The organism is Kocuria palustris (assembly GCF_007666205.1).
In the GTDB taxonomy this organism is placed as follows: Bacteria; Actinomycetota; Actinomycetes; order Actinomycetales; family Micrococcaceae; genus Kocuria; species Kocuria palustris_A.
In genome coordinates this window covers 1-11,517 of the sequence record NZ_VDOR01000023.1, presented here as the reverse complement: position 1 = coordinate 11,517, position 11,517 = coordinate 1, and the positions used below count along the sequence as shown (strand labels likewise).

At 67.1% G+C, this 11,517-nt stretch carries 10 protein-coding genes and 2 riboswitches; of the genes, 2 read left to right on the top strand and 8 right to left on the bottom strand.

Annotation, left to right across the window (positions count from 1 at the left end):
- Positions 1–2,794: MobF family relaxase (gene mobF, locus FSY66_RS12080; protein ID WP_260850717.1), on the bottom strand; the 2,794-nt coding region annotated here is incomplete at its 3' end.
- Positions 2,795–3,183: 389 nt separating this feature from the next.
- Positions 3,184–3,303, top strand: a riboswitch (TPP riboswitch).
- A 30-nt stretch (positions 3,304–3,333) separates the two neighbouring features.
- On the opposite strand from mobF, the gene FSY66_RS12075 reads away from it, so the two are divergent.
- Positions 3,334–3,816, top strand: coding sequence for an NUDIX hydrolase (locus tag FSY66_RS12075; RefSeq protein ID WP_053447641.1), 483 nt, complete (start codon positions 3,334–3,336; stop codon positions 3,814–3,816).
- The gene (thiD, locus tag FSY66_RS12070) at positions 3,813–4,694 is read left to right on the top strand and encodes a bifunctional hydroxymethylpyrimidine kinase/phosphomethylpyrimidine kinase (RefSeq protein WP_082330972.1); all 882 of its coding nucleotides are present in this window, start codon (positions 3,813–3,815) and stop codon (positions 4,692–4,694) included. Before FSY66_RS12075 ends, thiD begins: the two co-directional genes overlap by 4 nt.
- A gap of 37 nt (positions 4,695–4,731) precedes the next feature.
- Here thiD and FSY66_RS12985 read toward each other — a convergent pair whose 3' ends face one another.
- From FSY66_RS12985 to FSY66_RS12040, 7 genes are all read right to left on the bottom strand, one after another.
- Positions 4,732–4,875: a thiamine phosphate synthase gene (locus FSY66_RS12985; protein WP_260853678.1), complete on the bottom strand. Its 144-nt coding sequence runs from the start codon at positions 4,873–4,875 to the stop codon at positions 4,732–4,734.
- Positions 4,851–5,369, bottom strand: coding sequence for a thiamine phosphate synthase (locus FSY66_RS12065; RefSeq protein ID WP_260853677.1), 519 nt, complete (start codon positions 5,367–5,369; stop codon positions 4,851–4,853). The genes FSY66_RS12985 and FSY66_RS12065 overlap by 25 nt, the downstream gene beginning before the upstream one ends.
- A complete protein-coding gene (thiM, locus tag FSY66_RS12060; RefSeq protein ID WP_053447643.1) occupies positions 5,366–6,235 on the bottom strand; it encodes a hydroxyethylthiazole kinase in 870 nt (289 codons plus the stop codon). The genes FSY66_RS12065 and thiM overlap by 4 nt, the downstream gene beginning before the upstream one ends.
- 121 nt (positions 6,236–6,356) lie before the next feature.
- On the bottom strand, positions 6,357–7,679 hold the full coding sequence (locus tag FSY66_RS12055; protein WP_053447644.1) for an LLM class flavin-dependent oxidoreductase: 1,323 nt from the start codon (positions 7,677–7,679) through the stop codon (positions 6,357–6,359).
- A complete protein-coding gene (locus FSY66_RS12050; RefSeq protein ID WP_144795293.1) occupies positions 7,679–8,488 on the bottom strand; it encodes a 3-oxoacyl-ACP reductase in 810 nt (269 codons plus the stop codon). The genes FSY66_RS12055 and FSY66_RS12050 overlap by 1 nt, the downstream gene beginning before the upstream one ends.
- A gap of 92 nt (positions 8,489–8,580) precedes the next feature.
- Positions 8,581–8,677, bottom strand: a riboswitch (TPP riboswitch).
- A gap of 563 nt (positions 8,678–9,240) precedes the next feature.
- Entirely contained in the window at positions 9,241–10,182 is a 942-nt protein-coding gene (locus tag FSY66_RS12045) for a helix-turn-helix domain-containing protein (RefSeq protein ID WP_260853676.1), read from the bottom strand.
- A 41-nt stretch (positions 10,183–10,223) separates the two neighbouring features.
- Positions 10,224–11,517, bottom strand: a 1,294-nt coding sequence (locus FSY66_RS12040; RefSeq protein ID WP_144795291.1) for an MFS transporter, incomplete at its 5' end; no start/stop codon positions are given.

Sequence of the window (11,517 nt, the reverse complement as noted above, 5' to 3'; positions counted from 1 at the left end):
CACCCCGACACCGACGCGCCGCCCCAGGTCGCACCACAGCTACACCCTCATCTGTGAAGAGCCGGTTCTCACCCGGATGCGGATGGGCGTGGTCGTCGGCCCGGTCCAGGACCACGTACGCCTGGTTGGACTGCTTGCCGCGGGTCATCGCGACGTAGAAGTTCTCCCGCGTCGTGGTCGGCTCCACCAGGACGTGGGCGGTATCGACTGTGACGCCCTGCGCCCGGTGCGCGGTGATCGCGTATCCGAGGTTGACTTGCTCGGCCACGTACGACGCCGGGAGCACGATCGAGCCGCCGAACCTTCGTCCGGTCCTGCGGGTCGTCACGGAGCCGTCGTCGCGGACATCGATGATGGTCCAAGTGTCGCCGTTGCGCACCCAATCCTTGCCGTTGCGGAGACGGCGGTCGTTACGGCGGGTGATGATCCTGTCCCCCACCCCGGCGGTGGTCCCGTCGTTCAGCTCGACCTCCCGGCCTGGTTTCAGGGTGCCGTCGAGGATCAGGTCCGCGCGGGCCCGGACGTTCAACGCCGTCACGTCGTCGCGGGTCTCGGCGATCAACACCGACACCAACGCTTGCTCGCGGTCCGCACGCCAAGCGGCGTAGGCGGCATCGGTCATCGCTTCAGCGTCGCCTTCGCGGATGCGGTCGTGGTCGAGGTAGGTGTCGATCACCTCGGTTCGACCGTGGCGGAGTGCGAGTGAGGCCGTCTTCTCCCACTCGTTCTCAAACCGGTGGACGTCGACCAGCTCGGGCGCATCATCACGATCACCAACCACGAGTGAGAACGCGCCGCCGGCGTCCACGGACTGGAGCTGGGCAAAGTCGCCCACCAGGAGCGCCCTCGCCCCTGCCCGCTCGGCCAGGTGGGTGATGCGGTCCAGCGAGAGGGTGCCGGCCAGCGATGCCTCGTCGATGATGATGAGCTGACCGGCTTCGAAAGTGGTGCCACGGGCGAGGTGGTTCTGCCACCACTTCGCCGTGTTCTCCGTGGCGATCCCCAGGTCGTCGGCGAGGACCTGCGCGGCCGCCGCGGAGGGTGCGAGCCCGACCACGGAGCCGGTGCCGTGTTCCTTCTCCCATGCTCGGCGCAGCGCGTTCATGGCCGTGGTCTTGCCCGCACCCGCGGGGCCAACCAGCACGTCGAGGAGTCGACCAGAGACAGCGATCTTGCTCAGGGCATCGGTTTGGTCCTCGCCGAGCATCCGGCCCTCGGCATCGGAACGGGACGTGATCTGTTCCACCGTCGCGAGCGGGACCGTAGGCCCGGTGAGGGTGCGGGAGCGGTCAAGCAGGCGATCCTCAGCCGCGAGTAGTTCTTCGGAGGAGAACACCGTGGAGTGCTTCGGCCGGAAGATGCTCGTCCCGTCGATGCGGCGGAATGCCGCCGGTGAAGTGGCGAGGTCTGGAGGGGTGAGTCTGAGCGAGTCACTCTCTGCCGCGTCGGTGACCATCCCGACGATTGCTTCGCGGTCCCGTGCGCTGGCGAACCGCCAGCCCATCGTCTGCCGAGAGGCTTCCGCGTGCAGATTCCACCGCCGCCACGTCGACCGCTTCTCACCTACTCCGGTCACGACCGAGGCGCCGAGTTCATCGATCAGCTCCAGAGGCACGTCGTCAGCGCGCAGCACTGATTGCGGCTCGTTGCTCGTCGAGCGGCCGGCCCACGATGTTGCGTCGTCTCCGAGGAGGGCGGTGGCGCGGCTGCGCCACTCGGCTGTGAGGTCAGCCAGCGACCGCACCTCTTTGTCCGGTCGGGTGGCGAGAGTGGCTTGGGCGCGGAGCTTCACGATCGTCGCCGCAGACGGCCGCCGCCCATGCTTCGCGACGTGGTCGGCAATGAGCCGATCAGCCTCGGCCTCGATGTCGTGGGAACGGGTTGAGAAGACCGCGATCAGCTCGTCGGGGACGGCCGCGATCTCCCAGGATGGGTTCCGATCCCGGCCCCGTTCCCTGGTCTCCCAGCCCAGGCCGAAGGTTCGGGTGAGCCGATCGGCGAGGACCGCGTTGTAATGCTCGGATATGGCGACCACGGCGGCGTGCATCGGCCGCCCGTCCAAGGATCGCCACTTCCCATCAAATGCGGTCTGGACCTTGTTGCTCACCACGATATGAGTGTGGAGCTGCGGGTCACCGGCGCGAGAGTCGTAGTGATCGAACCCGGTGGCGATTAGCCCGGTCACGTCGACCTGCGCGACCGCCCCGTCGCCGGCGGTGGCTCCGGTGCGGGTGGCGGCGACTTCACGCTCCATGAAGTCCACCACCTCAGCGACGGCGTCGTGGTGGGCTTCGGCGATCAATGCCTGAGTTCCGGCATCGGCCACACCCCACAGCACCGAGACGGATTTCGGGACCGAGAATGTGTAGTCGAACCCGGCCACCGCGCGCCGGGTCCCGCGTGCGGCTTCTTCGGCCTCGATCTGCGCGATCGCTTCCGCCCGGCCCGCCGGCCCTAGTTCGGTGGGCAACTGGTCGACCCGCTGTCTGATCCGTTCGGCGACCGGAGCGTACTGCGGGAAGGCTCTGCCCAGCGGCTCACCAGTGATCGGGTTGCGGCCCATCCCGATCAGCAACTGAAGCTGCGCCTCCGACACCTGATCGCCAGTCGCAAGCCGGCCATCACCGAGGCCCGCGAGGCCGGAACCGAGCCACCGTCCCGGCGGCGTACCTTGCTCGGCGTAGTAGCGCGTCAACGGAGTCGACAGCGAACGGTCACCATCAGCGGCGGCGACCGAGCGTAACAGGTACTTGTAGCCATCACCCGCGCTCATGACCCGCATCGACACCGTCATGCTGACCAGGTGCGCACCATCGGCGTCCGACGAGCGGATAGGACTGCGCACCCATCTCAGCAAATGTCATCTCACGACCGCATGGCGCGGTTCGCGCTGAGCTGCCGGTATCGGGTGGGCGTGACGCTGATTCACTGGCGGAACGCACGGCGATCGAGGCTCCTGGCTCGCTGCCACGCAACGTGTTCTCCCGGGCACAACCACGTCGCCGACAGTGACCGCTCTCTCGCGAACTCGCTGAGCAAAATCACCGACCCGGCGTGCGGGTGATCTCCGGATGGCTCTGGTTCCTGCTGGGTCGCTGCATCTTCGCGCGCGGAGCCTCACGTCGAGGTGCCCGCGAGGGCTGGGCGGGGGCGTTGCTCCTTGTGACCGCCGATGTTAGCGTGGCGGGTACCGAGGGGTGTCCCGATAAGGGGCTGAGATTCCGTTAGGCCGTAAGGCGACACGATGACCCTTTGAACCTGATCCGGATCATGCCGGCGAAGGGACAGGTCTAGTCGGCTCGATCCTTTGCCGGCCTCGTAAGAGAGGCCACCGTGTCATCGTCCTTGAGTAACGCTCGTTCTCCTTCCAGTGTGTCGGCGGTGCGTCCGGTTGTGGCGACGATCGCCGCGGTCTTCCGAGAGGGCAGGGTGCTGCTGGTGCGGCGCGCCAACCCGCCCGATGCTGGGCGTTGGGGATATCCCGGCGGGAAGATCGAAGGTGGGGAAACGATCGAGCAGGCCGCGGTTCGTGAGCTTCTGGAGGAGACGGGGGTTCGGGGCGAGGCACACCGGGTGTTCACAGCCGTCGACGCGTTCGATCGCGACGAGAGCGGTTGTCTGCGGCAACATTTCGTGCTGGTCGCGGTGCTGTGCCGATGGGTCTCGGGTAAACCCGTAGCGGGCGATGATGCGCTTGAGGCGCGGTGGTTCGATCTCGGGGAACTGGATGATCCGGCGATGGCGCTGAGTCTCGACGTCGCAGACGTCGCACGTCACGCGGCCGTCCTCGCCGAAGCCGAGGGGATCGCGCGATGACGATGAACATCCTCTCCATCGCCGGCACCGATCCGACCGGCGGGGCCGGTATTCATGCCGACATCAAGACGTTCTCGGCCATGGGCGGCTACGCCATGGCGGCCATCACTGCGGTGGTGGCGCAGAACACGCGCGGTGTGCGCTCGTTCGTTGCCCTCGATCCGAATTTCGTGGGTGATCAGATCGACGCGGTGTTCGACGATGTTCGGGTCGATGCGGTCAAGATCGGCATGGTCGCCAATGCGCGCATCGTCGAGACCATCGCGCAACGGCTCCATGCTCATCGCGCGGAGAACATCGTGCTCGATCCGGTCATGGTCGCGAAGAGCGGCGATCATCTTCTGGAGCCCGATGCGGTCGCGGCGATCCGTGAGCTTCTGGTGCCGCTGGCGACGGTGACGACGCCGAATCTGCCCGAAGCCGACGTCCTGCTGGGCACTGATGCCAAGTGGTCGCTCGATGCGATGCGCACCAGCGCGGTGAAGCTGCGCCACCTTGGCTCGGAGTGGATACTGCTCAAAGGCGGTCACCTGCACGGATCGGCGCAGAGCGTCGACCTGCTGCACGGGCCACAGACGACGATCGAACTTTCGGCACCTCGCATCCGGACGCGAAGTGATCACGGTACCGGCTGCACCCTATCGGCCGCGATCGCGGCGTTGCTGCCCACCTGCTCGGTCGAGGATAGTGCGCGGATGGCGAAGGCCTACCTCCACGGTGCGCTGGCAGCCAGCGAAGATCTCGATGTCGGGCACGGGCACGGGCCTCTGCATCACTTTCATCAGCTCTGGCGAGAGCTGCCCCGTTCCCTCGCCGAACTGTCTGGGACTGGCGAAACGACGACAACGCAATCAGCCGAACATGGGAACAGCCGATGACGCGTAAGGGAATCGAGCACGCATACGATCGTCACCGTTAGCGCTCCCACTCGCGCGTAAGCGTGCGAGCGGCGCTTTCGGGGTCCTCCGCTGCGCACACCGCGGAGACGACGGCGATTCCAGCCGCGCCTGCTCGCCTGAGCGGCGCGACATCCGTCAGCGTGATTCCGCCGATCGCCACGCACGGGATAGGCGTACTCGCCACAAGCTCAGCGAAACCATCGACGCCGAGCGCGGGCGTGTGACCGGCTTGGTCGTGGTCGGTCGAATCACGCCGACGCCCAGGTAGTCGACCGTGCCCGCGGGTAGCTGCGAGACCGCTGCCAGATGCGCGGAGGTGTTCGCGGTGAGGCCTACGATGGCGTGCCTGCCGAGTGCCTGCCGGGAGGTGAGCGCCCTCGCGTCTCCCTGGCCGAGGTGCACGCCGTCAACCGGAATGCCGCGATCGCGGGCAGCGATCGCCACATCCAGGCGATCGTTCACTATGAGCCGCGCGCGTCCGTCAATAGCTTCCGCGAGTTCCTCGACCTGGCGCAACTGATCATCGAAACCCGCCTTCTTCTCACGCAGCTGCACGATCCGCGCGCCACCCCGAACCACTCTGCGCACGGTCTCGGCGACTCCGCGAGCGCCGCAGAGGTCCCGGTCCGTGATCACATACAGCCCAAGCTTCACGGGCATGCACCCTTCGGTCCCGGGGTGCTCGCGCGCTCCGCCCGTACTCGCGCGGCCGCGACGGCCTCCTCCGGCGACAGACTCGCGAGCGCGTCGAGGAACCGAACCGCGAACGATCCTGGACCCGCAGCACCGCGTGCGCCCCGCTCGGCAGCAATCCCGTAGATCGCATGGGCGGACGCTATAGCGTCCAGCGTGGAAATCTGGCCGCGCACGGCCAGAACGGCTGCGATGACCGACCCCAGTGCGCATCCTCCGCCCGTCACCCGGGTCAGGAGCGCGTCACCGTTCGCCACGCGCACCATGACCTCGCCGTCGGTGATGAGATCCTCGGGCCCAGAGACGGCGATCACGTTGTCGTGATCACGCGCGAAGGTGATCGCCGCAGTGGCTGCGGTGTCGGTGGAATCGGTGGCGTCCACACCGCGACCCCCCGAGCCGGCGCCCGCGAGCGCAAGGATCTCGGAGGCGTTTCCTCGCACGGCGGTGGGACGGAATCGGAGGAGGTCGACGGCGAGGTCTGTGCGGACGGGCAGCGCACCGATCGCCACCGGGTCCAACACCCACGGTGTGCCAGCCTGATTCGCGCCCCTGACTGCTTCACGCATCGCCTCACGTTGTTCCGCGGAAGGCGTCCCGAGATTGATCAGCACGCCGTCGGCGACACCCGCAAACAGGCCCGCCTCACCGGTGATGTCCACCATTGCCGGAGCGGCACCCAGTGCGAGGAGCGTATTTGCAGTGAAGTTGGCGACCACGATGTTGGTGATGCACTGCACGAGCGGGCCGTTGCTGCGCACCGCGGCTAGCAGCGCGCCGGTCGTCTCGGCAAGGCGGTCCGACTGTTGGAGAACGCGGTCAGTCATCTCAATGTCCTTCGATCTAGATCAGGTTCAACGGGGCAATTGCGAGCCGCGCGAGGAACGCCGTGTGCCCGGGATACCGGCCTGAGGTGCGCGGCTTTCCTCGGTGAGCACAAATTCGTTCTCACGGGTGCTTGCTTGACCCGAAGTGGGAGCGCAGGGTCTGTCCCGCGTAGTCGCGGCGGAGACGTCCACGCTGTTGCAGGACGGGCACGACCTGGTCGACGAAGTCGTCGATGCCGCCGGGCAGCGTTGGGGGCATCAGGTTGAACCCGTCGGCGCCGCCGTCGTCGACCCATCGTTCGATCTCGTCGGCGATGCTTTCCGGGGTGCCGACGAAGGTGGCATGCCCGCCTCCGGCCGCGAGCAGACCGAGCAGCTCGCGCACGGTCGGGTTCGCGCTCGCGATGATGCGCAACACCGTCGCGTACCGGCCTTTCGGCCCCTCGAACGCCTCCAGTGGCGGCAGCGGCGGGACCGGGGCGTCGAGATTCCATTGCGAGGTGTCGGCTCCCAAGAAGAAGGACAGCTGCCGCAGCGAGTCCTCGACGGGCAGCAGCTCATTCAACGCGCGCTGCTGCGCCCGGGCCTCCCGCTCGGTCGAGGCGACATAGGTCACCAGGCCCGGCATCACGGCGATGCTGTCGGGATCACGACCCATCGCCGCTGCCCGCGTCCGGATGTCGTCACGGTAGGCGCGCGCCGACTGGAGGTCCCACGCGACCGCGTAGATGCCCTCGGCGTGCCGGGCGGCCAGCTCGCGGCCCGGTTCGGAGGCACCGGCTTGGAACAGCACGGGCCTGCCCTGCGGCGGCCGAGGCACGTTGAGCGGGCCCGCTACACCGAACCAGCGGCCGCGATGCCCGACCGCTCGTAGCCGCGACTCGTCGACATACGCTCCGGCCGGGTCCGCGACGATCGCCTCGACCGGCCACGACTCCCACAGCTGTTCCACCGCCGTGATGAATTCCGCGGCTCGCGCATACCGCTCATCGTGGCCGGGCAGCCGATCCATCCCGTGATTCCGGGCCTCGTCATCGGTCATCGAGGTCACAACATTGACGCCCGCTCGACCGCCCGAAATGTGATCCAGACTCGCCAGCAGCCGGGCCGCGTGAAAAGGGTCCCAGAACGTGCTGGATACGGTCGTGACCAGCCCGATGTGCTCGGTTGCTCGGGCGAGCGCCGTGAGCGTGGTAATCGGTTCGAGGAACCACAGCGGCCCACGGCCGACGCCGCCGAGCCCTGCCGATTGCCCGTCGGCGAGGAAGATCGCATCCAAACAGCCCCGCTCGGCGGCGCGGGCAAGCTCCTCCCAGTACGCGATATCACCCAGCCGGCCCACGCTCGACCCCGGCGCCCGCCACGCGGCAGCATGGTGCCCGCACGCGAACGCGAATAGGTTGAGGTGGATCGGCCTGGCAGCATCGCTGGTGCAGGCGGTCATCAGTTCTTGACCAATCCGCCGTCGACGATGAGGTTCTGCCCGGTGATCGCGCGCGCCCAGGGCGAGGCGAAGAAGAGCACCGCGTCGGCGAACTCGTCAGGTGTGGTGACGGTGCGCAGCGGGGTGCCCTCAGCAACAGCGTTGAAGACCGCCTCGGGCGTCGCGGCACTCGCGTCCGTGGTGCGCAGCAGCCCACCACTGACGATGTTGACGGCGATGCGGCGCGGGCCGAGGTCGGCAGCGAAGGTGCGGGTCAGTGACAGCAGTGCCGCTTTGGCGGCCGTGTAGTCGTGGTACGGCACGACGGGATGCTGGAAGAGGTTCGTGCCGATGTTGATCACCCGACCCGACCCGGCCCTATCGAAAGCCGGCAGCGCCGCCTGGATGACGTTGAGTGCGCCCTGCACGGCTCCCGAGAACTGGGCCGAGAACGCGTCGTAACCGATCTCGTCGGCCTTGGGACGAGCATCACCGTTGAACGAGAAATCGACGAGCGCGTTGTTGACGACCGTCGACACGGGCGCACCGAAGGCCTCCCCGGCCTTCGCGATGAGCGCGTCAACCTGCGCACGGTCGCGCACATCGGCCTGCACCGCGATCGCCCGGCCCGGGTGAGCGACCGCGAGCTGCTCGGCAGGCTCACCGCTGGCGCGGTAGTTGATCGCGACCCGGGCGCCTTCGCGCAGGAACGCCTGCACGATGCTGCGGCCGAGACCGCGCGCGCCACCGGTCACGACGACCACCTGCTCGGGAATCGCCGGTGCTTCCGAAGCCGACTCGGTGATAGGGGAAGATGCGGACGTGGTCATCTGCGTGCCTCTCTACTGATGGCGAGGGCACACCCAGACGCATACCAGCACACAACATCACGACAGCGGAACCCGCCAAGCGACCTGAGCGCGTACGTCATCACGGACATTCCCTTCGCCAGTACGAACTGGATCAGGTTCAACGGGTGTGATCTCAGCCACCAACCGGCGGCACCCCGTGTCACTACACCAGAGAGCCTACCGCAACCAAGACGGGTGCCGGAGGCCGCTAATCCGTAGGTATCCCTCATGGCCAGCTGGTGACAGCGGGACGAAACGGAAAGCCGTGGGCTGGATCGATACAGAATCAGCGACCCATCCACACAGGCCTCGATTACGGACTCTTCACAATCGAGGGTGTAGTTGGAGCCTGAAGCCGCAGCCGAACCGTCCCTCAGTTGCATTGCCCAACACGACCGCGCACGCCCGTGGCCGGTAGAGTCGCCGGGACAGACAGAACGAGCGATCCGGACGCGGCTACTTTGTTCCCCTACGGGTCCCCGCCTCCGCGTAGTAGCGCTTCAGCGGTGTGGAGAGCGATCGGTCACCATCGGCAGCGGCGACGGAACGCAGGAGGTACTTGTAGTCGTCCCCGGCCGACATCACCCGCATTGAGACCGTCATGTTGCCGAGGTGCGCAGCAGCAAATTCGCGGGGGGGTTTGATCCGATGCCTCGCTGATGATTTAGCCTTAATGCGGGAACGTCGATCATGCTGGACGGCAGGCTCGGCGGGCCAACCACAGTTTCGCTTCAAGGGACCGCATGCCGGGGCTTGCGGCTGAGTTTGCGGTAGTGGGCGGGGGTGACCCCGACGCACTGGCGGAACATGCGGGCGGCGTGGCCCCGGCTGTACCAGCCGACCTCGCGCATCGCCACTTCGATTGGCATGTCGGTCTCACGCAACAACCTGCCCAGGTGCTCAGCGCGCAGGGTCGTCAGGTAGGTCATGGGTGTCTTGCCGTAGGCATCGGTGAAGACCCGGCCGAGCTGGGACGGGGATAGGTGCACGGCGTCGGCAAGCTCGCGGAGTGTCCACCGCTCGGCTGGCGCCCTGCGAAGCAGTTCAACGGCCTCGCGTGCCTCAGCCCGTAGCGGGGCGAAATGGCGGAGGCGGGGCATACCGGGGTGGGTGGCCTTGCGCTGTGTCGAAGTCTCCCTCACTGGGGTGGTGGCGACGTACGGGGTAATCACGTCGAGCACTGCGAACAGGAGTGCTTGGAGGCGGTAGAAGCGTTCCGGTGCGGGCCCGCCGATGCTGAGGGCTACCAGTTCATCGAGCCATGGCATGAGCATGCCGGCTCGATCCTCACCCAGGTGCAGTATCTGGGCCGGTTCGGAGTACCGCTCGTTCATGAAGTCCTGCGCGTCGAGACGGTCGGACAGCACAGCGGCGTGCTGCCAGAACACCTGATCGATGACATAGTCACGATCCAGGTAGAGGGTCGTGACGGTGATCGAGCCCTCAGGCTCGCTCCCGCACAGCGTGTTCGCCCCGAGCACAATGACGTCGCCGACAGTGACCGGTTTCTCGCCGAACTCGCTGAACAGGATCGCCGAACCCGAGCGGACGACGATGAACTTGACGCAGTCGTACGCGATCGGAGCGATCGCCGAATGATGGGTCCGTGTGCGGGCGATGAACGGGCGGAACCTCTCGTCTTCTTCGCATGACGCAGTTTTGGGAGGTCGCACTCGCGGTCCTGCGCCTTGTCGATGTGGTCACGCAGGGACCTCTAGCGGTGGTCCTTGGGTATCCAGCGCAGGGCAAGCGCTCCGAGGCCGGTGCACAGGACCGCGGCGATGCCCATCGCGACGTGGAGTCCGGTGAGGAATGCACCCTTGGCCTGGTCCAGCGCGGTACCGGTGACACCGGCATCGAGGGTCTCGCCGAGGGTCGGGGCGATGTCCGGGCCGAGGAGCCGGAAAATGAGGGCGGCGGTGGAACCGAGCATGGCGATGCCGAGGGCGTTGCCGATCTCGTTGGAGGTCTCGGCGATTGCGCCGGCGGAGCCGGCGCGGTTGGCGGGCACGGCGGCGACCGCGGTGTCGGCGACGAGGGCGGTGTCGGCGACGAGGGCGAAGGAGATGCCGTACCCGATGCCGGCGATGACGGTGGAGGTGATGTACCAGCCGACCCCTCCGGTGACGGTCATGGCCAGCAGTAGGAGGAGACCGACGGCCATCGAGAAGTGGCAGATCACCAGCGTTGGCCGTTGCCCGACGCGTTCGACGATGGCGGGCGTGAGGATGCAGGTGGTGGTGAGCACGGCCGCGCCGGGGAGGGCGAGCAGGGCGGCGGTGAGCACCGGCAGGCCGAGGACGGATTGCAGGTAGATGCCGGTGAGGTATGCGGCTGCGGACCACGCCACCAGTGAGATCAGACCGGTGATGATCGCGACGGTGAACACCTTTTCGTGGAACAGCCGCACGTCCACCAGCGGGTACTCCAGCGTGCGTTGCCGGAGCACGAACCAGATCAGCGCACCGACGCCGACAACCCCGGTGATCGCGGCGTTTATCGAGGGGCCGTAGGCGGCGAAGTCCTTGATGGCGTACACGGCGAGCAGCAGTCCGCCGGCGGACAGGGCGATGCTGGGCACGTCGATCCCGCCGGGTCGGGTGGCGCGGACCTCGCGCAGCACGAACGGCGCGGCGATCAGGAAGGCGATGACGACGGGCAGGTTGATGAGGAACACCGCCCCCCAGTCGAAGCGGCTCAGCAGCAGCCCCCCGATGACGGGGCCGATCGCAAACCCGGTGGCGAAGGTGGCGGCGAAGATGCCGATGGCCTGGGATCGCTGACGGGGGTTTTCGAATAGCTCGCTGAGCACCGCCAGCCCTGACGGCAGTAGCGTCGCCCCTCCCAGCCCCATCAGGGCACGGAAGGCGATCAGGAGCTCCGGGGATGGGGCGAACGCGGCGCCAGCGGAGCCGATCCCGAACACGGCGACGCCAATCATGAGGTGAATCGCCCCGGGTCTGGTGGAGGCTCTGATTCCACGGGAGGATGAGGAGCATGGCAGCACC

What these genes read in the sequence shown, in the direction of transcription:
- thiD (WP_082330972.1), top strand. Translation starts at nt 3,813, where the DNA reads ATGACGATGAACATCCTCTCCATCGCCGGCACCGATCCGACCGGCGGG.
- thiM (WP_053447643.1), bottom strand. Translation starts at nt 6,235, where the DNA reads ATGACTGACCGCGTTCTCCAACAGTCGGACCGCCTTGCCGAGACGACC.
- FSY66_RS12055 (WP_053447644.1), bottom strand. Translation starts at nt 7,679, where the DNA reads ATGACCGCCTGCACCAGCGATGCTGCCAGGCCGATCCACCTCAACCTA.
- FSY66_RS12050 (WP_144795293.1), bottom strand. Translation starts at nt 8,488, where the DNA reads ATGACCACGTCCGCATCTTCCCCTATCACCGAGTCGGCTTCGGAAGCA.